An 18,551-nucleotide genomic window follows, 5' to 3' on the forward strand; every position below is an offset into this window, starting at 1 on the left:
CGGACCCGCACTCAGGCGCCGAAGTGACGGCGCGCTGCGTCGAGCTTGGTGACGATGGTGCCGTCGACGACCTCGTCGCCGACCTGCACCCGGATGCCGCCGACGACCTGCGGGTCGAGGACGACCTTGAGCAGGACGGGACGGCCGTAGGTCTGGCCCAGCGCGGCGGCCAGGCGGTCGTGCTGCTCCTGCGAGAGCGGGCTGGCGACGGTCACGACCGCGCTCAGCTGCTCACGCCGGGCGGCGGCGACCGAGAGGTACTCCTCGATGGCGGTCGAGACCTTGCGGCCACGACCCGCGACGACGGCCTGGTGGGCCAGGCGCCGCGTCTCGGGGTGGGCCTTGCCCGCGAGGAGCTGGTCGACGACCTGGCCCTTGCGCTCGGCCGGCAGCTGCGGGTCTGAGAGCGCCTCGCGCAGCTCGGGCGACCCGGTGACGGTCCGCTCGAACCTGAAGAGCTGCTCCTCGACGTCGTCCGCGCGTCCGGCGCTCTCCGACATCGCGACCTGGGCCTCGACGGCCAGCAGCTCCACGGCGTCGGACAGGTCCCGCGCCTTGGACCAGCGCTGGGAGGCGACCGCACCGAGCACGTCGAGCGTGCCGGGCTGGACCTTGCCCTCGAGCAGGCGGCGCACCAGGCCCCGCTTGCTCTCCGCGTCCCGCGAGGGATCGGCGAGCGCGCGGCGCAGGGTGGCGGACCCGTCGATGACCCCGGCGACCGAGAAGAGGTCCTCGGACACGGCGGACCAGTCGGCCCCCGACTCCAGGACGCCCTGCAGGGCCTTGCGGCTCTCGATGAGTCCTCCGCGCGACGCGCCCTGCATCAGAACGCCCCGTCCGTCTGCTCGCCGGCGCGGGACGAGCCGGCGGCGGCGCCGCTGCCGACGGCCTGCGGACGGATGTCACCGGACTCGAGCTCGGCGAGGAAGCGGTCGACGATGCCCTTCTGGCGGGTCTCGTCGTGCAGCGACTCGCCGACGATGCGGCTCGCGAGGTCGGTCGAGATGCGGCCCACCTCGGAGCGCAGCGAGACGACCGCCTGCTGGCGCTCGGCCTCGATCTGCTTGTGCGCCGACTCGGTGATCCGGTTGGCCTCGGCCTGGGCCTGACCACGCATCTCCGCGACGATCGCCGCGCCCTGCTCCTTGGCCTCCTCGCGGATGCGAGCGGCCTCGTCACGAGCCTCGGCGAGCTGCGCCTTGTACTCCGCCAGGGCGGCCTCGGCCTCGCGCTGCGCGGCCTCGGCCTTGTCCATGCCGCCCTCGATCGCGGCGGTGCGCTCGGCGTACGCGCGCTCGAGGTTGGGCACGACCTTCTTGGCGACGACGAACCACAGGATCGCGAACACCACGAGGGTGAAGATGAGCTCGGGGATGTGCGGGATCAGCGGCATGTCGTTGCCGCCCTCGGCGGCAGGCACGGCCGCGACGAGCGACGTGGCAGTTAGCTGCACGTTCTTCTCCTACCTAGACGACGGACTTCGAGCGGGTGACGCGCGAGGTCGTCAGTTGTTGATGAAGAAGAGGACGAAGCCCAGGATCGCGAGGGCCTCGGCCACGGCGAAGCCGAAGATCGCCTGCGGACGCAGGAGACCGGCGGCCTCGGGCTGGCGGGCGATGCCGTTGATCAGGGCGGCGAAGATGAGACCGATGGCGATGGCCGGGCCGAGCGTCGCGATGCCGTAGCCGACGAGGGACATCGAGCCGCTGATCTCCAGGAAGTGCTGCATCTCTAGATTTCTCTCTCTGTGGGTGACCCGGGAGGCTGCCCGCCCGGGAGTCTGTGGGGTGTATTCGGTTGTGGTCGAACGGCGCTGGGCCGGTGGATCAGTGCTCGTCAGCCACGGCGCCACCGAAGTAGGAGGCGGCGAGCATGACGAACACGTAGGCCTGGATGGCCTGGATCAGCAGCTCGAGGAGCTGCATGAGGAAGCCCATGACGAAGGCGCCGACGCCGGCGACCATGAAGCCCGGGTTGCCGGACAGCAGGAGATAGGCACCGCCGAGGATGAACACACCCATCAGCATGTGGCCGGCGAACATGTTGCCGAACAAACGGAGGGTGAGCGTGAGCGGCCGGATGAGGAAGAAGCTCGCGAACTCGAGGATGAAGATGATCGGCGCGAGGAAGATCGGGACGCCGGCCGGCACGAGCATCTTGAAGTAGCCGCCGAGGCCGTGCTTCTTGATGCCGGCGTAGTGGTAGCCGATGTAGACGATCGCGACGAGCGGGATCACCATGCCGATGCGGCTGAGCGTCGGGAAGTTGGTGAACGGCGTGGAGCCGAACCAGTTGTTGACGATGATGAACAGGAACAGCGCGAACAGCAGCGGGGTGAAGCGCTTGAAGTCGCGGGAGCCGATCATGTCGCGGGCCACGCCGTTGCGCACGAAGTCGTAGGCCTGCTCGAGGAACCACTGACGCTTGGTGGGGACGACGGCCACGCGCTTGGACGCCCACAGCAGCCACCCGACCAGGAGCACGACGGACAGCAGGGCCAGCAGCATCGGGCGGGTGAACCAGTCACCGATCAGCGGGACGTAGAAGTCGCCGGGAGAGGGCGGGGTGAATCCCTCGCCGCTGGACGCCGGGAGGCTACCGACGGCAGGCCTGGCGGTGACGATCACTGTGTCTCCTCGTTGAAGCTGAACAGGACGATGTGGACGCGAACGGCAACGGGGCGTGGACTCGTCATCACAGTCAGGCCCTACCGTACCGGACCCATACGACATACAGAGAAAGGGCGAACCCGACGGCGATGCCCACGGGCAGCAGGAATCCCGTGCCCCACCAGACGTCGAGACCCTTGCCGATCAGCCCGAAGGCGACCGGCCCCGAGATGAGGTACGAGGTGACGTCGGTGGCGGTCGAGTGCGCCAAGGCGTCCGCGGTGCGCGGGGTGTGCTGCTCGTCGGCGGGGTCTCGCTGGTCAGAGGTGCTCATCGGCGGCCTTCACCACCCAGGCCGGGGTAGATCTCGTGACGTCCGCGGGCGAACGCGACCGTGTGGCAGACCTGCCACACGAGCACCCCGGCGACCGCTCCCCCGGCGAAGGCCATGGGCTCCACGAAGCCGGCCTCGCGCAGCAGCGCGTAGACGAGGAACAGCAGGCCCAGCTGCGTGGCGTAGACCACGAAGGCGCCGGGCAGGACCGTTGCAGCGGGCCCCTTGACCAGGGCCGAGACGGCCACGACGCCGAGGGCGAAGAAGGCGGTGGTGGTGGCGGCGCCCAGCGAGGCGCTGGCCAGGCCGCGCCACCCGCGGTAGAGGGCGCCCGCCCCGGCGACGAGGGGCAGCGCCGCCACGGAGCCGAGGACCGCTGTGCGCAGCATCGCGGACGAGACGTCCGGGCTGGGGGTGCGGGGGCGCCGTGCGGGCAAGGGGCTGTCCTCGGGTCGGGGTGGGGCTCGAGCAACGGGTCGGGCGGGGCGGGTGATCAGCCTCCGCACACTCGCCGTCGAGCGCTTGTGAACGCTATCACAAGGTCTGCCGGTCGAGGGAGCTGCGATGGCTGAACGTGAGATAGCTCGCGACGAGAATCGCTGCAGCGACCGCGATCACGGGGATCCAGCCGTCGAACATAGCGACCGCCAGCACGCCGACCGACACGATCGCCGCCCACAGGTAGAGGAGCAGCACGGCGTGGGGATGGCTGTGCCCGGCCCGCAGCATCCGGTGGTGCAGGTGGTGGGCGTCGGGGTGCCACGGACGGATGCCGGCCCGGGTGCGACGCACGACGGCCAGCACCACGTCGAGCAGCGGCAGGGACAGGATCGCGAGGGGCAGCACCAGCGGCATCCACGCCAGCACCGCGGTCGAGCGGCCAGCCGCCATGCCGACCTGCGTGGGGTCGAGGGAGGTCATCGAGATGGTCGCCGCGGCGAGCAGGAGGCCGAGCAGCAGGGCGCCGCTGTCGCCCATGAACAGCCGCGCGGGGTGGAAGTTGTGCGGCAGGAAGCCCGCGCAGCACCCGACCAGGGCGGCCGAGATGAGCGTCGCCGACGAGAACACGTTGGGTGGGTTGTAGGACATCGAGACGACATAGCTGTAGGTGAAGAAGGTGAGCGCCGCGATGCCGACGATGCCCGCCGCGAGCCCGTCGAGCCCGTCCACGAAGTTGACGGCGTTGGTCGTCACGACCACGACCAGGATCGTGAGGGCGATCATGACGGCGAGCGGCAGGACGGTCTGGCCGAACACCGGGACCGACAGCAGCTGCAGGCCCTGGTAGGCCATGATCCCGGCCGCGAGGACCTGCCCGGCGAGCTTGGTCAGCCAGTCGAGCTCGCGGACGTCGTCCACGGCACCGACCAGGCACACGAGGACGGCACCGACGACCACCCCCGTCATACGGCCGTCGCTGAAGACGCTCTCGGCCGCCACCCGCCCCTCGACATAACCACCGAGGAAGGGCAGCCGCCAGGCCAGCAGCACCGCCCCGAGGAAGCCCAGCAGGATCGCCACTCCCCCGAGCCGCGGGATCGGGACGACGTGCACGTCCCGGTCCCGGACCGCCGTCATGGCACCGGTGCGGACGGCGAGCCAGCGCACGAGAGGCGTCGTCAGGAAGGTGATCGCCGCAGCGACCACCATGACGAAGAGGTACTCACGCACGCCGGCTCGCCCTCGGCCAGGTCAGCGGGGGTAGGCCGGGAAGCGCGTGCAGAGGTCCTCGACCGTCGCCCGGATGTCCTTGGCCACCGGGTGCTGGGGGTCGCCGTCGGTCTGGGTGACGGCCCGGTGGATGACGTCGGCGATGACGTCCATCTCGGGCAGGCCCATGCCCTGCGTGGTCACCGAGGGGGTGCCGACGCGGATGCCGGAGGCGACGTTGGCCTTCTGCGGGTCGAAGGGGATGGCGTTCTTGTTGAGGACGATGCCGGCCGCGTCGCAGCGCGCCTCGGCGTCGGCGCCGGTGACGCCGACCTTCTGCAGGTCGAGCAGGGCCAGGTGCGTGTCGGTGCCGCCGGTCGTCGGGCGGACGTCGCGCTCGGCCAGGCCCGCGGCCAGGCGCTGGGCGTTGGCGATGACGTCCTTGGCGTACTGCTGGTAGTCGGGCTGCATGCACTCCTTGAAGTTGACGGCCTTGGCCGCCACCGTGTGCATCTGCGGGCCCCCCTGCATCATCGGGAACACGGCCTTGTCGAGCTTGGCGGCGTGCTCCTCGCGGCAGACGAGGGCGCCGGAGCGCGGCCCGCGCAGGACCTTGTGCGTCGTGAAGGTGACGACGTCGGCGTGCGGCACCGGAGACGGGATGGCCTTGCCGGCCACCAGGCCGATGAAGTGGGCCGCGTCGACCCAGAAGATGGCGCCGACCTCGTCCGCGATGTCGCGGAAGGCCTGGAAGTCGATGAGGCGCGGGATGGCGGACCCACCCGCCAGGATCACCTTGGGGCGGTGCTGCCGCGCCAGGTCGCGGACCTGGTCGTAGTCGATGTCCTCGGTGTCCTTGTCGACGCCGTAGTGCGCGACGTCGAACCACTTGCCCGAGAAGGACACCTTGGCGCCGTGGGTCAGGTGGCCGCCGTGCGGCAGCGACATGGCCAGGACCTTGTCGCCGGGCTGGCAGAAGGCGCCGTAGACGGCCTGGTTGGCGCTGGCGCCGGAGTGGGGCTGGACGTTGGCGTGCTCGGCCCCGAACAGCTCCTCGCACCGGTCGATGGCGATCTGCTCGGCCTTGTCGACCTCGGAGCAACCGCCGTAGTAGCGACGACCCGGGTATCCCTCGGCGTACTTGTTGGAGAGCGTGGACCCGAGGGCGGTGAGCACCGCGGGGCTAGAGAGGTTCTCGCTGGCGATCAGCTGCAGCCCGCTGCGGATGCGGGTCAGCTCGGACTGCAGGACGCCGGCGATCTCCGGGTCGAGGGCCTCGAGGGCGGCGTAGTCGGAACCGTAGAACGGGGTGTCGGACATGCGTGTGCTCCCGGGTGCGTGGGGTGGACGGTGACGGGCGGCGGTGGCCTGGGCCTCAGCCTAGAGGGTGGGGCCGTCGGGACGTCCGGACGGCGTGCCGGGGTCGAGGCGCGGGAGGCCGGCGAGCCGGTCGTCGTGCGCGCTCTCCTGCCTTGCAGATTCACCATCGCCGAGGTCACCCTCGCCGAGGTCACCTTCGGCGGGGTCGTCGTCGCCCTCGAGGCGCACCGACCCGAGGACCTCGCGCAGCGCGTCCTCGTCGATGGCACCGTCGCGCAGGACGCGGGGCCGCTCCTGCGTGCAGTCGAGGATCGTGGAGGCCTCGCCGTCCTCGCAGGGGCCTCCGTCGAGGTAGACGCCGACCGCGTCGCCGAGCATCGCCTCGGCCTCCTCGGCGGTCATCGCGGCGGGCTCCCCCGTCAGGTTGGCGCTGGTCACGGCCATCGGACCGACCTCGGTCAGCAGCGCGATCGCGGTCTCGTCCTGCGGGATGCGCAGCGCCACGGTGCCGTTGGTCTCGCCGAGGTCCCACATCAAGGAGGGCTGGGCCAGCAGCACGAGGGTGAGGGGGCCCGGCCAGAACCGCTCCATCAGGTCCCGGGCATAGGGCGGGACGTCGATCGCGAGGCCGTCGACGGTGCGGGCGTGAGGCACGAGCACGGGCGGAGGCATGTGCCGGTCGCGACCCTTGGCCGCCAGGACGGCCGCGACCGCGTCGGGGTTGAACGCGTCGGCCCCGACGCCGTAGACGGTGTCGGTCGGCAGGACGACGACCTCGCCGCGTCGCACGGCGTCGGCCGCCGCGGCCACGCCCTCCTGTCGCCCCTCGGGCGTCGTGCAGTCGAAGTGCGCAGGGCTGTCGCTCATGCCGCCGAGCCTATCGGCCCGAGGGCTCCCCCTCGGTGACGCGACCGGAGCGACGAGCGGTGGTCGTGCGGGGCCGGTTGGCGAGGTCGCGGTGGTCGCGCACGTCCTCCCACTCCCCCGTGCGACGCAGGGCGGCAGGCAGGGTGTCCCCCTGCGAGTCGGCGTGCTCCATGACGAGCAGGCCGCCGGGGCGCAGCAGCACCGCCGCGGTGCGCGCCACGTCGAGCGGTATGCCGAGCCCGTCGCCCGGCCCGCCGTAGAGCGCCATGGTCGGGTCGTGGTCGCGGACCTCGGGCTCGCGCGGCACGGCGTCCTGGGGGACGTAGGGCGGGTTGGACACGACGACGTCGACCCGGCCGGCCACGGGGCTCAGAGGTGCCAGGTCCGGTGCGTCGCGCGGGTCACCGGTCGCATCCGCGAGGATCACCGTCACGTCGAGGTCGAGCCTCTCGGCGTTGTGCCGCGCCCGACGAAAGGCCAGGTCGGAGGCCTCCACGGCGTAGACCCGCGCTGGAGGGTGCTCGTCCTTGACCGCCAGCGCGATGGCCCCAGAGCCCGTGCACAGGTCAACGACCACGGGGCGATGTTCGAGAGCCGCGAGACGGGAGAGCTCAGCCAGCACGAGCTCGACGGCGAGCTCGGTCTCGGGTCGTGGCACGAAGGTCCCCGGCCCGACGGACAGCTCCAGCCGCCGGAACCCCGCCCGGCCCGTGAGGTGCTGGAGGGGGACGCGGGCGGCGCGGTGGTCGAGCAGCTCGGCATACCGGCTCGCCTGTCCCTCGGTCAGGCGGGTCCCGAGGACCATGCCCCGGTGCACCTCACCGGGGTCGCAACCGAGCACGTATGCCGCCAGCGCCACCGCGTCGACCTGCGGCGAGGGCACACCGGCCCCCGTGAGGCGGGCCGTCGCCGCACGGACGACGCCGCGCAGGTCGGTCACGCGTCGGACCCCGCCACCGCGGCCAGGCGGGAGGCCTCGTCGAGCTCGACCGCCGACGCCACGACGGGGTCGAGGTCGCCGTCGAGGACGTGGTCGAGGTTGTAGGCCTTGTAGCCGGTGCGGTGGTCCGCGATGCGGTTCTCGGGGAAGTTGTAGGTGCGGATCCGCTCGGAGCGGTCGACCGTGCGCACCTGCGAGCGACGTGCGTCCGACGCTGCGGCCGCCGCCTCGTCGCGGGCCATCTGCAGCAGCCGCGCGCGCAGGACGCGCATGGCCGACTCCTTGTTCTGCAGCTGGGACTTCTCGTTCTGGCAGGAGACGACCGTGCCGGTCGGCAGGTGCGTGATCCGCACCGCCGAGTCGGTGGTGTTGACGCTCTGCCCGCCCGGACCTGACGAGCGATAGACGTCGATCTTGAGGTCGTTGTCGTGCAGCTCGACCTCGGCGACGTCCTCGACCTCGGGCATGACCAGCACCCCGGCGGCGGACGTGTGGATGCGCCCCTGCGACTCCGTGACGGGGACGCGCTGCACCCGGTGCACGCCGCCCTCGTACTTCAGCAGCGCCCAGGGAGCGTCGCCCGGCTCGAGCGTGCCCTTGGCCTTGACCGCCACGGACACGTCCTTGTAGCCGCCGAGGTCGGACTCGGTGGCATCGATAATCTCGGTGCGCCAGCCGCGACGCTCGGCGTAGCGGAGGTACATCCGCAGCAGGTCGCCAGCGAACAGCGCCGACTCCTCGCCGCCCTCCCCCGCCTTGACCTCGAGGATGACGTCGCGGTCGTCGTCGGGGTCACGTGGGATCAGCAGCCGTCGCAGCCTGTCCTCGGCGTCGTCGCGCGTGCCCCGCAGGGCCGGCAGCTCCTCGGCGAACGCCGCGTCCTCGGCCGCCAGCTCCTCGGCCGCGCCCACGTCCGCGATCGCCGCGCGCCACGCGTGGTATGCCGCGACGGTGGGCGCCAGCGCGGCATACCTCTTGTTGAGGCGACGCAGCACGGCCTGGTCACCGTGGACCGCGGGGTCGGCCAGCTGACGCTCGAGGTCGGCGTGCTCGTCGACGATCGACCGGGCGGACTCCAGCATGACGACTCCTGTCAGGGACGGGGTGGGACGCGAAGGGCCGGTCCCCCGACGTGATGTCGGAAGGGACCGGCCCAGGCGAGGTGCTTACTTCTGGCGCTTGCCGTAGCGCGCCTCGAAGCGGGCGACGCGACCACCGGTGTCGAGGATCTTCTGCTTGCCGGTGTAGAACGGGTGGCACTGCGAGCAGACGTCGGCGCTGATCTTGCCGGAGGTCGCCGTGCTCTTGGTGGTGAACGTCGCGCCACAGGTGCAGGTGACCTGGGTCTCGACGTACTCCGGGTGGATGTCCTTCTTCATGGTGGTCTCCCTCTGAGATCGTTGCGCCGGGTCGAGCGAGTTCTCGTGAACCGGCAACCTCTCCATTGTGCCAGATGGCGGCACGCCGGTCCTAACGCGGTGGGCGCGGGAGGCATTCCCGCTGGGCCGGAGCGGCGGCCCGCCCGACACAGTGGTCACAGATCCGACATCAGACGCACCCTCACGTCGTATCCGTGACCACTCTGTCGGTGAGGACGGCTCAGTCGTCGTCGTGCCTGATGGCGCCGACTCTGCCTCGCCTGCGGGCCTCGCTCGTGCCTCGCTCGTGTCCTCGGCTCAGTCGTCGTCGCCCTTCAAGGGGGAGTTGGACTGCACCTGCATCAGGAACTCGACGTTGCTCTTGGTCTTCTTGAGGCGGTCGAGGAGGAGCTCGATGCCGGCCTGCTGGTCCAGGGCAGCCAGGACGCGGCGGAGCTTCCACATGATCTTGAGCTCCTCGCTGGACAGCAGGATCTCCTCGCGGCGCGTGCTCGAGGCGTTGATGTCGACCGCGGGGAAGATGCGCCGGTTGGCGAGCTGACGGTCGAGCTTGAGCTCCATGTTGCCGGTGCCCTTGAACTCCTCGAAGATCACCTCGTCCATCTTGGAGCCGGTCTCGACGAGAGCGGTCGCGAGGATGGTGAGGGAGCCGCCGTGCTCGATGTTGCGGGCCGCACCGAAGAAGCGCTTGGGCGGGTAGAGCGCGGCGGAGTCGACACCACCGGACAGGATGCGACCGCTCGCCGGGGCGGCGAGGTTGTAGGCGCGACCCAGCTTGGTGATCGAGTCGAGCAGCACGACCACGTCCTGGCCCATCTCGACGAGCCGCTTGGCCCGCTCGATGGCCAGCTCGGCGACCGTCGTGTGGTCCGACGCCGGGCGGTCGAAGGTCGAGGAGATGACCTCGCCGCGCACGGCGCGCTGCATGTCGGTGACCTCCTCCGGACGCTCGTCGACAAGGACGACCATCAGGTGGCACTCGGGGTGGTTGCTCGTGATCGCGTTGGCGATCGCCTGCATGACCATCGTCTTGCCGGCCTTGGCCGGGGCGACGATGAGGCCGCGCTGGCCCTTGCCGATCGGCGACACCAGGTCGATGATCCGGGTCGTCAGGACGTTGGGCTGGGTCTCCAGCCGCAGGCGCTCCTGCGGGTAGAGCGGGGTGAGCTTGGCGAAGTCCACCCGGCTGCGCGCCTCGTCGGGCGCCTGACCGTTGATCGCGTCCACCCGCACCAGGGCGCTGAACTTGCCCTGCTTGCCGTGCTGGTGCTGGCCGGTGCCGTCCTCGCCCGGGTCCTTGATGACGCCCTGGACCGCGTCGCCCTTGCGCAGGCCGAACTTCTTGACCAAGCCGAGGGTGACGTAGACGTCGCCCGAGCCGGGCAGGTAGCCGCTGGTGCGCAGGAAGGCGTAGCTGTCGAGCACGTCCAGCACGCCGGCGACGGGCAGCAGCACGTCCTCGTCGTTGTAGGACACGTCCTCACCGGCGCGGAAGTCCTCGGTGCGGCCACGACGCTTGCGGTCGCGGTTGCGCTGACGGCCACGGCGACGGCCGCCCTGCTCGTCGTCGTACCGGTCGTCGCGGTTGTTGTCGCGGTTGTCGCGCTGGTCACGGCCACCGTTGTCGCGGGCGGCGCGGTTGGTGCCGGCGTTGTCCCGAGCCGTGTTGTCACGGTTGTTGTCGCGGTTGTCGCGGTTGCCACCGTCACGCTGGTCACGACCGCCGTTGTCGCGCTGGGGGCGGTTGGCGCCGTCCCGGTTGTCGCGGCCGGCGTTGTCGCGGTTGTCGCGGTTGTCGCGGCCGGCGTTGTCGCGGTTGTCGCGGTTGTCGCGGTTGCCGTCACGCTGGTCACGGCCGCCGTTGTCGCGGTTGACGTCACGCTGGTCGCGACCGCCGTTGTCGCGGTTGTCGCGCTCGCGGCGGGGGCGCTGCTCGTCGCGGGGAGTGTTGTCGCGCTGGTCGCGCCCGGACCCAGAGGTGTCAGTGCCATCTGCGGCCTGCTGGGCTCCGGCCTGCTGGCCTTCGGCCTGACGACGGAGCTCGGCGGCCAGGTCGGCGGTGCGACGGTCGGCCTCGGCGTTGCGCTCGCCCTGCGGCGCCGCGCTCGGCGACGAGGCGACCCGGCGACCACGGCGGGTACGCCGCTCGGGCCGCTCGCCGGGCTCGTCCCGGTCGGTGCGGTCCTCGGCCGGCGCAGCGGACTGCGGGGCCTCGTCACGCACGACCTTGTGCCCCTCGTCGCGGCGCAGCCGCTGGGCCTCGTCGCCGCGGGGCTGGTCCTGACCCTCGTCACGACGCAGCTGGGGGACCTCCTCGCGCCGGGAGGACTGACGCTCCGCCGGCTGACGCTCCGGCGCCGGGGCGCTGGAGGCGGGAGCGGTGGCCGGAGCCGGGGCGGACGCCTGCGCGGCCGGGGCGGACTCGGCCGCTCCGGACGTGCGACCGCCACCACGGCGCTCGCGGATGGCGGCGACCAGGTCGCTCTTGCGCATCTTGGCGGTGCCGGAGATGCCCATCTCGGAGGCCACGGCCTGCAGCTCGGGCAGACGCATCGCCGACAGAGCGGTCGTGCGTCGCTGAGTCCCACCGGTCACGGTGGTCTCGGTGTTGTCGGTCACGAAGGTTCCTTCCCCCTCGTCGTCTGCCCGGCATCCGCGCCTGGGCAGGTGATGTAGCCGAGAACAGCTCTCGGCGGTCGGTCCACCTCGCGGCTCTGCCCGCCTCGCAGCGCTCGCGCCGCGGCCGGTGGCCTCTGACCGGTGATCGGTCGGTGGGATCGCATCGTGTCGGGTCCCCGTGCGCTCGGTGCCGCACACCCGGAGGTGTCGTGGGCGATGAGGTCGGAGCCGCGACGTCGCGGGTCGGCCGGGAAGCGATGAGGGCCTGGACGCAGGACCGTGAGTCCTGCAGATCCGGGATCATCGGGCCGAACCACCGTCGTGCTCGATGCATACCCAACCTATCATCCGGGGTGGGTGCTGGGCGCCAAGACCCCACATCCGGGGCCGCGCGGCGCGGCTCAGCCCTCCAGCCGGACGGCGCGGACACCGACGGTGGGTATGCCTGGCGTCGCCGACCGCCACCCCTGCGGGAGCGGCAGGGCGGGGACCTCGGCGGCCCGGTCGGCGGTCGTCAGCACCAGGACCGTCGGACCCGCCCCGGAGATCACGGCCGCGTGGCCGAGCTCGCGCAGCCGGTCGAGCAGCCGCATGGACTCGGGGTAGGCCTCGCGGCGCTGCTCCTGGTGCAGCCACTCAGCGGTGGCGTCCAGCAGCAGCTCGGGACGACGGGACACGGCCTCGACCAGCAGGGCCGCCCTGGCGGAGTTGAGGGCCGCGTGCTTGAGCGGCACCTGCGGCGGCAGCACGGACCGCGCCGTCGAGGTGGACAGCGTGAGGTCGGGCACGAGCACGACCGGCACGACGTCCGGGTGCACCTCGACCTGCACGGTGCGCACGGGAGCCACGGCGGGCGGCCGCGTGGACCAGGACAGGGTCATCCCGCCGTAGACGCTGGCGGAGGAGTTGTCGGGGTGGCCCTCGTGCTCGCCGGCCAGCTGGTTGACGAGGTCGAGGTCGACGTCACCGTCGCCACCGCGGGCGACGTCCACGAGAGCCGAGGCGGCGGCATACCCGGCCACCGCCGCCGTCGCCGAGGACCCGAGCCCCCGCGAGTGCGGGACGCCGTTGCGGCACACGAGGTGCAGGCCGGCGGGCTCGTCGACCCCGAGCCGGGCCAGGCCGGCTGCGAGGCAGCGATGGACCAGGTGGGACGCGTCGCGGGGCACCTCGTCGGCGGCCTCGCCCGTCACGTCGATGACCAGGGAGTCACCCGTGACGACCACGTCGTAGGAGTCCCACACGCCCAGCGCGAGACCGATCGCGTCGAACCCCGGGCCGAGGTTGGCGCTGCTGCCCGGCACGTTGACCCGGACGGCGGCGCCCTCGGGCAGGGCGGTCACCGCGGACACATCAGCCCTCGAGCCCGAGGGCTGACGCGACGGAGACGGCGTCGACGGACACCTTGACCGGCTCGACCTCGGAGCCGTCGGCCATGCGCAGGGCCCACTGCGGGTCCTTGAGTCCGTGGCCGGTGACCGTGCAGACGATGCGTGCGCCGCGCGGGACCAGGCCGGCCTCGGCCGACTTGAGCAGACCGGCGACGGACGCGGCCGAGCCGGGCTCGACGAAGACGCCCTCGCGGGAGGACAGCAGGCGGTGCGCGGCCAGGATCTGGTCGTCGGTCACGGCGTCGATGAGCCCCTCGGACTCGTCGCGCGCGGCCTCGGCCTGCTGCCAGGAGGCGGGGTTGCCGATGCGGATGGCGGTGGCCACGGTCTCGGGGTGGTCGATGGGGTGGCCCTTGACGATCGGGGCGGCCCCCTCGGCCTGGAAGCCCCACATGCGAGGACGCCGCGTGGCGACCGGCGCGAGGCCGTCGGTGATCTCGGCATACTGCCGGTAGCCGCGCCAGTAGGCCGTGATGTTGCCGGCGTTGCCGACGGGGAGGCAGTGGATCTCGGGGGCGTCCCCGAGGGCGTCGACGACCTCGAAGGCCGCGGTCTTCTGCCCCTCGATGCGCGCGGGGTTGACCGAGTTGACCAGCTCGACCGGATAGGACTCGGCGAGCTTGCGCGCCACGGTCAGGCAGTCGTCGAAGTTGCCCTCGACCTGCAGCAACGTGGCGCCGTGGGCGATGGCCTGGGAGAGCTTGCCCATGGCGATCTTGCCGTCGGGCACGAGGACCGCGCAGGTCATGCCGGCCTTGGTGGCGTAGGCCGCGGCCGACGCGGAGGTGTTGCCGGTCGAGGCACAGATGACGGCCTTGGCGCCGGCGCGGGCGGCGACCGAGATCGCCGTGGTCATGCCGCGGTCCTTGAACGAGCCGGTGGGGTTGAGCCCTTCGTACTTGAGGTAGACCTGCGCCCCGACGAGCTCGGAGAGGTGCTCCGCCTCGATGAGGGGGGTCCCGCCCTCGTGCAGCGTCACCGTGGGCGCGCCGGCCAGCATCGGCAGGCGCTCGCGGTACTCCTCGATCACGCCCTTCCACTGGTGGGCCATGTCACTCTCCTTCGACGCGCATGACGGACGACACCTCACGGACCTGCGGCAACGCACCGAGCGCCTCGACCGTGGCGCCCAGCGCCGAGTCGGCCGCGGCGTGGGTCACGATCACGAGCTCGGCGCGCTCCTCGGTGTCGTGCTCGTCGCCGGTGAGCTGCTGCTGGCGCACCGTCTCGATCGACACGTGGTGGCGGGCGAACTCCGTTGCGACAGCGGCCAGCACGCCGGGCTCGTCGGCCACGTCGAGGCTGATGAAGTAGCGGGTGCGGGCGTCGCCCATGTCGAGCGTCGGCAGGTCGGCGTAGGCCGACTCCCCCGGCCCGCGACCGCCCAGCACGCGGTGCCGCGCGACGGCGACGACGTCGCCGAGGACCGCGCTGGCCGTGGGGTCTCCCCCGGCGCCGCGGCCGTAGAACATGAGCTCGCCGGCCGACCGGGCCTCGACGAAGACGGCGTTGAAGGCCTCACGGACCCCGGCCAGCGGGTGCGTGGTGGGGATCATGGCCGGGTGGACCCGGACGCTGATGCCGGTCGGGTGCTCGGGGGTCGCCTCGACCCGCTCGCAGATGGCGAGCAGCTTGACGACGCAGCCCATCGACTCGGCGGCCTGGACGTCGGCGGCGGTGACCTCGGTGATGCCCTCGCGATAGACGTCGTTGCCGCTCACGCGGCTGTGGAAGGCGAGCGAGGCGAGGATCGCGGCCTTGGCGGCAGCGTCGAAGCCCTCGACGTCGGCGGTCGGGTCGGCCTCGGCGTAGCCCAGCGCCTGGGCCTGCTCGACGGCCTCGCCGAAGCCCGCACCGGTCGTGTGCATCTTGTCCAGCACGTAGTTGGTGGTGCCGTTGACGATGCCGAGGACCTTGCGCACGTCGTCGCCGGCGAGGGACTCGCGCAGCGGACGCAGCAGCGGTATGGCGCCCGCCACCGACGCCTCGTAGTAGAGGTCGACGCCGGCGGATTCGGCCGCGGCGTAGAGCTCGGGTCCGCTCTCGGCGAGCAGCGCCTTGTTGGCCGTCACGACGCCCGCGCCGTGCTCGAAGGCCCGCAGGATGAGGGTGCGGGCGGGCTCGATCCCGCCGATGACCTCGACGACGACGTCGGCCCGGGTCACGAGCTCGTCGGCATCCGTGGTGAACAGCTCCGGGTCCACGCTGGCGGCGCTGCGGTCGCGCCCGAGGCGGCGGACGGCGATGCCGACCAGCTCGATCGGGGCACCGATGCGGGCCGCGAACTCGTCGGCCTGCTCGGTCAGCAGCCGCGCCACCGCCGATCCGACGACGCCGCAGCCCAGCAGGGCCACCCGGATCGGGGTCTGCTTGTCGCTGTCCTCCACGGGTGGGGCTCCTTGCTCGTCAGGTCGTGTGACGGTCGGGTCGAGGCTCGAGGACGCGCCCGGTCGTGCGAGACGCTGACGAGCATCCTCGAGCGGCATGGTCGTCACCCTCAGTCTCGACCGGTCCCGTGGTGGCGGCGGCCGTTTGTCCGACATACGGGACGCGAACGTCTCGTATGCCGATCAGGCGTCGGCGACGTCCAGGGCGAGGAGGTCCTCGACGGTCTCGCGCCGCACGACCAGCCGGGCCACGCCGTCGCGCACCGCCACGACGGGCGGGCGCGGGGTGTGGTTGTACTGGCTGGCCATCGCGCGGCAGTAGGCGCCGGTCCCCGGCACGGCGATGAGGTCGCCGGGGATGACGTCGGACGGGAGGTACTCGTCGCGCACGACCACGTCGCCGCTCTCGCAGTGCCGGCCCACGACACGGGAGATGACGGGGGCGGCGTCGCTGCGGCGGTTGGCCATGGTGCAGGAGTAGTCGGCGCCGTAGAGGGCGGTGCGGATGTTGTCGCTCATGCCGCCGTCGACCGAGACGTAGAGGCGGGTGGCGCCGCGGTCGACCTGGACCGGCTTGACCGTGCCGACCTCGTAGAGCGTGAAGGTCGACGGTCCGGCGATGGCGCGCCCCGGCTCGATGGAGACGCGCGGGGCGTCGATGCCGAGCGAGGTCACCTCGCGACGGACGATCTCGGCCATCTGCTGCGCGAGCTCGGCGGGCGGCAGCGGGGTGTGCTGGGTGGTGTAGGCGATGCCGTAGCCGCCACCGAGGTCGAGCTCGGGCATGGCCACGCCGAGCTCGTCGCGGACGCGGGCGTGCAGCTGCAGGACGCGCCGCGCGGACAGCTCGAACCCGCTGGTCTCGAAGATCTGCGAGCCGATGTGGCTGTGCAGGCCGAGGAGGCGCAGGCCGGGCCGGGCGACGATGCGCTCGCACGCCGCGAAGGCTGCTCCCCCGGCCAGCGAGAAGCCGAACTTCTGGTCCTCGTGGGAGGTGGCGATGAACTCGTGGGTGTGCGCCTCGACGCCGACCGTCACGCGGACCATGACCCCCACCTCGACGCCCCGGGAGCGGGCGACGGCGGCGACGCGGTCGATCTCGGCGTGGCTGTCGACGATGATCCGCCCGACGCCGGCGTCCACCGCGGCCTCTATCTCGGCGACCGTCTTGTTGTTGCCGTGGAAGCCGATCCGCTCCCCCGGCAGGCCGGCGCGCAGGGCCACGGCCAGCTCGCCGCCGGTGCACACGTCGAGGCAGAGCCCCTCGTCGCGGATCCAGGACGCGACCGCGGTGCACAGGAAGGCCTTGCCCGCGTAGTAGACGTCGGCGCCGCCGCCCAGCTCCGGGTCGGCGAAGGCCGCGGCATACGCCTGCTTGAACTCCCTGGCGCGCGTGCGGAAGTCGTCCTCGTCGATGACATAGGCGGCGGTGCCGAACTCGTCCCGGATCCGGGACACGGGCACGCCCGCGACCGCCAGCTCGCCCGCCGCGTCCTTGGTGACGTTGCGCGCCCACAGGCCGGGCTCGAGCTCGTTGACGTCGCTGGGCCACGGGAGCCACTCGGGGGCGGCGGAGTAGCCGTCGGCGTGCAGGGCACCGGCCTCGTGTGCGTGCATGGTCACAACCTTTCGAGCGGGGTGGCCCCGGACGCGCGCAGACCGTCGGCCAGGGCGTCCCGGGCCGCGACGACGACCCGGTGGTCGAGGTCGCGCGGGCGGGGTTCTCGGGTCCAGACCAGCACAGACGCGCCGTAGGCCGCGAGCCAGTCCGTCAGGTGGTGCACCCGGCCGTCCGCCGCGAGCCGGTCGCGCACGCGCCAGGCGTCGACGAGGCGGACGAGGACGTCATGGGGCGGGAGCCGCTCGCCGGGCGGCTGCTCCGCCAGGCGGCACAGCCGGGAGTGGGCGAGCTGGGCGGCATACCGGGGGTTCGTCGGGGTGCGCGCGGTGGCCCGCCGGGTGGTGGCCGGCTGGGTGGCGGGGCCGGGTGCGCGGTCCGCCCACCCGGGCGGCAGCTCGAGCGCCAGGGCCACCAGGGTGGGGTCGTCCAGCCGTATGCCGAGCAGCCCGCGCGGCAGCACGTCGGCGTCGACGGCCGGGGCGAGGGCCTCGACGAGGCGGGTCGCGTGGCGGGCGGCGGCGGCCGGGTCGCCCGCGGCGAGGCGCAGGGGCAGCGAGGAGATCCAGTCAGGGTGGCGGGCGGGTGTGTCCGTGTGGCGCGCCGGTGTGTCCGGGCGGCGCGCCGGTGTGCCCGGGCGGCCGCCACGGGACGGCTCGAGCGGCACGTCGTGGGGGTCGATGTCGTGGCCGGCGCGCGCGGCGGCATACGAGATCTGCTGGGGGAGAATGAAGCTCGACCCGTGAGCCGGGCTCCCGCTCACGCGCGCCCGCTCGCGGCGAGGATCCCCACCATCGCCAGCAGCTCGTCCGGCTCGAAGGGCTTGGCGATGAACCCGTCGACCTCGGCCTGCTCGGCCTGGACGCGGTGGTGCGGCTGCACCGAGGCCGTGACCATGACGATCGGGATGTCCTCGAGCGCCGGATCGGCCCGGATCATCCCGACCATCCACCACCCGTCGCGGCGCGGCATGAGCGCGTCGACCGTGATCACGTCCGGCCGGGGCATGGCCGGGTCGCGGAGGATCTCCAGGGCCTCGACCCCGTCACCGGCCTCGATCACGTCGTAGCCGTCGAGCTCGAGGTTGAGCCGGATCAGCGTCCGGATCTGGTCGGCGTCGTCGCACACGAGCACCGTCCCCAGCCGCTCGCCGTCGCCCTGGTCCCATTCCATGTTTGCGAGCCTAGGCTGGTATGGTCGACCTTCGCACGAACCGGTCGCTGCGCCATGGCGCGTCGCCCCTCGATCGTGCTGCTGGGCCCCCATAGCTCAGGGGATAGAGCACCGCCCTCCGGAGGCGGGTGCGTAGGTTCGAATCCTACTGGGGGCGCCCGACGCGAAGGCCCGGTCCTGATGGACCGGGCCTTCGCCGTGCTCGGTCTCGACGCACCGGGGCTTTCACGCCATCCAGACACCGAGGGTGATCAACTACTACTC

Annotated in this window: 19 protein-coding genes and 1 tRNA gene; 1 reads left to right on the plus strand and 19 read right to left on the minus strand. The window is 72.1% G+C overall.

Annotated elements, in window-relative coordinates; translation table 11 throughout:
• Window positions 1–11 precede the first annotated feature (11 nt).
• The 19 genes from K313_RS0104965 to K313_RS0105055 form a co-directional block, all read right to left on the minus strand.
• Window positions 12–824: a F0F1 ATP synthase subunit delta gene (locus K313_RS0104965; protein ID WP_019285665.1), complete on the minus strand. Its 813-nt coding sequence runs from the start codon at window positions 822–824 to the stop codon at window positions 12–14.
• Entirely contained in the window at window positions 824–1,453 is a 630-nt protein-coding gene (locus tag K313_RS0104970; protein ID WP_019285666.1) for a F0F1 ATP synthase subunit B, read from the minus strand. Before K313_RS0104970 ends, K313_RS0104965 begins: the two co-directional genes overlap by 1 nt.
• A gap of 51 nt (window positions 1,454–1,504) precedes the next feature.
• Entirely contained in the window at window positions 1,505–1,717 is a 213-nt protein-coding gene (locus K313_RS0104975; protein WP_205621819.1) for an ATP synthase subunit c family protein, read from the minus strand.
• A gap of 109 nt (window positions 1,718–1,826) precedes the next feature.
• Window positions 1,827–2,627: a F0F1 ATP synthase subunit A gene (gene atpB, locus K313_RS0104980; protein ID WP_019285668.1), complete on the minus strand. Its 801-nt coding sequence runs from the start codon at window positions 2,625–2,627 to the stop codon at window positions 1,827–1,829.
• 73 nt (window positions 2,628–2,700) lie between these two features.
• Window positions 2,701–2,943 (minus strand): AtpZ/AtpI family protein, encoded by a 243-nt coding sequence (locus K313_RS0104985; protein WP_019285669.1) that lies wholly within the window; start codon window positions 2,941–2,943, stop codon window positions 2,701–2,703.
• On the minus strand, window positions 2,940–3,380 hold the full coding sequence (locus K313_RS0104990; protein ID WP_156911149.1) for a Cg1360 family ATP-synthase-associated protein: 441 nt from the start codon (window positions 3,378–3,380) through the stop codon (window positions 2,940–2,942). The genes K313_RS0104985 and K313_RS0104990 overlap by 4 nt, the downstream gene beginning before the upstream one ends.
• A gap of 97 nt (window positions 3,381–3,477) precedes the next feature.
• Entirely contained in the window at window positions 3,478–4,614 is a 1,137-nt protein-coding gene (locus tag K313_RS0104995) for a glycosyltransferase family 4 protein (protein WP_029210676.1), read from the minus strand.
• Window positions 4,615–4,635: 21 nt separating this feature from the next.
• Entirely contained in the window at window positions 4,636–5,913 is a 1,278-nt protein-coding gene (locus K313_RS0105000; RefSeq protein ID WP_019285672.1) for a serine hydroxymethyltransferase, read from the minus strand.
• A 60-nt stretch (window positions 5,914–5,973) separates the two neighbouring features.
• The gene (locus K313_RS20105; RefSeq protein WP_019285673.1) at window positions 5,974–6,780 is read right to left on the minus strand and encodes an L-threonylcarbamoyladenylate synthase; all 807 of its coding nucleotides are present in this window, start codon (window positions 6,778–6,780) and stop codon (window positions 5,974–5,976) included.
• A 10-nt stretch (window positions 6,781–6,790) separates the two neighbouring features.
• Complete coding sequence (prmC, locus tag K313_RS0105010) at window positions 6,791–7,720, minus strand: peptide chain release factor N(5)-glutamine methyltransferase (RefSeq protein WP_029210677.1); 930 nt, start codon at window positions 7,718–7,720, stop codon at window positions 6,791–6,793.
• Entirely contained in the window at window positions 7,717–8,802 is a 1,086-nt protein-coding gene (gene prfA / locus K313_RS0105015; RefSeq protein WP_029210678.1) for a peptide chain release factor 1, read from the minus strand. Before prfA ends, prmC begins: the two co-directional genes overlap by 4 nt.
• An 84-nt stretch (window positions 8,803–8,886) precedes the next feature.
• On the minus strand, window positions 8,887–9,099 hold the full coding sequence (gene rpmE / locus K313_RS0105020) for a 50S ribosomal protein L31 (RefSeq protein ID WP_019285676.1): 213 nt from the start codon (window positions 9,097–9,099) through the stop codon (window positions 8,887–8,889).
• Window positions 9,100–9,396: 297 nt separating this feature from the next.
• Complete coding sequence (gene rho / locus K313_RS0105025; protein WP_029210679.1) at window positions 9,397–11,718, minus strand: transcription termination factor Rho; 2,322 nt, start codon at window positions 11,716–11,718, stop codon at window positions 9,397–9,399.
• Window positions 11,719–12,119: 401 nt separating this feature from the next.
• Window positions 12,120–13,061, minus strand: coding sequence for a homoserine kinase (locus K313_RS0105030; protein ID WP_051274005.1), 942 nt, complete (start codon window positions 13,059–13,061; stop codon window positions 12,120–12,122).
• A gap of 10 nt (window positions 13,062–13,071) precedes the next feature.
• Complete coding sequence (gene thrC, locus K313_RS0105035) at window positions 13,072–14,160, minus strand: threonine synthase (protein WP_029210681.1); 1,089 nt, start codon at window positions 14,158–14,160, stop codon at window positions 13,072–13,074.
• A gap of 1 nt (window position 14,161) precedes the next feature.
• Window positions 14,162–15,496, minus strand: coding sequence for a homoserine dehydrogenase (locus K313_RS0105040; RefSeq protein WP_029210682.1), 1,335 nt, complete (start codon window positions 15,494–15,496; stop codon window positions 14,162–14,164).
• Window positions 15,497–15,679: 183 nt separating this feature from the next.
• A complete protein-coding gene (gene lysA / locus K313_RS0105045; protein WP_029210683.1) occupies window positions 15,680–17,113 on the minus strand; it encodes a diaminopimelate decarboxylase in 1,434 nt (477 codons plus the stop codon).
• Window positions 17,114–17,115: 2 nt separating this feature from the next.
• Complete coding sequence (locus tag K313_RS0105050; RefSeq protein ID WP_029210684.1) at window positions 17,116–17,877, minus strand: hypothetical protein; 762 nt, start codon at window positions 17,875–17,877, stop codon at window positions 17,116–17,118.
• Window positions 17,874–18,287, minus strand: a complete 414-nt coding sequence (locus K313_RS0105055) for a response regulator (protein ID WP_029210685.1) — start codon at window positions 18,285–18,287, stop codon at window positions 17,874–17,876. Before K313_RS0105055 ends, K313_RS0105050 begins: the two co-directional genes overlap by 4 nt.
• A gap of 85 nt (window positions 18,288–18,372) precedes the next feature.
• Between K313_RS0105055 and K313_RS0105060 the strand changes: the two genes are divergently transcribed.
• Window positions 18,373–18,444: transfer RNA gene (locus tag K313_RS0105060), tRNA-Arg, on the plus strand.
• Window positions 18,445–18,551: the final 107 nt, after the last annotated feature.

Origin of the sequence: Arsenicicoccus bolidensis DSM 15745 (genome assembly GCF_000426385.1) — a bacterium.
GTDB lineage: Bacteria > Actinomycetota > Actinomycetes > Actinomycetales > Dermatophilaceae > Arsenicicoccus > Arsenicicoccus bolidensis.

Bases quoted from the DNA above. Each gene is read 5' to 3' on its own strand.
- K313_RS0104965 (WP_019285665.1), bottom strand. From the start codon at position 824: ATGCAGGGCGCGTCGCGCGGAGGACTCATCGAGAGCCGCAAGGCCCTG.
- K313_RS0104985 (WP_019285669.1), bottom strand. From the start codon at position 2,943: ATGAGCACCTCTGACCAGCGAGACCCCGCCGACGAGCAGCACACCCCG.
- K313_RS0105000 (WP_019285672.1), bottom strand. From the start codon at position 5,913: ATGTCCGACACCCCGTTCTACGGTTCCGACTACGCCGCCCTCGAGGCC.
- K313_RS20105 (WP_019285673.1), bottom strand. From the start codon at position 6,780: ATGAGCGACAGCCCTGCGCACTTCGACTGCACGACGCCCGAGGGGCGA.
- prfA (WP_029210678.1), bottom strand. From the start codon at position 8,802: ATGCTGGAGTCCGCCCGGTCGATCGTCGACGAGCACGCCGACCTCGAG.
- rpmE (WP_019285676.1), bottom strand. From the start codon at position 9,099: ATGAAGAAGGACATCCACCCGGAGTACGTCGAGACCCAGGTCACCTGC.
- thrC (WP_029210681.1), bottom strand. From the start codon at position 14,160: ATGGCCCACCAGTGGAAGGGCGTGATCGAGGAGTACCGCGAGCGCCTG.
- lysA (WP_029210683.1), bottom strand. From the start codon at position 17,113: ATGCACGCACACGAGGCCGGTGCCCTGCACGCCGACGGCTACTCCGCC.
- K313_RS0105055 (WP_029210685.1), bottom strand. From the start codon at position 18,287: ATGGAATGGGACCAGGGCGACGGCGAGCGGCTGGGGACGGTGCTCGTG.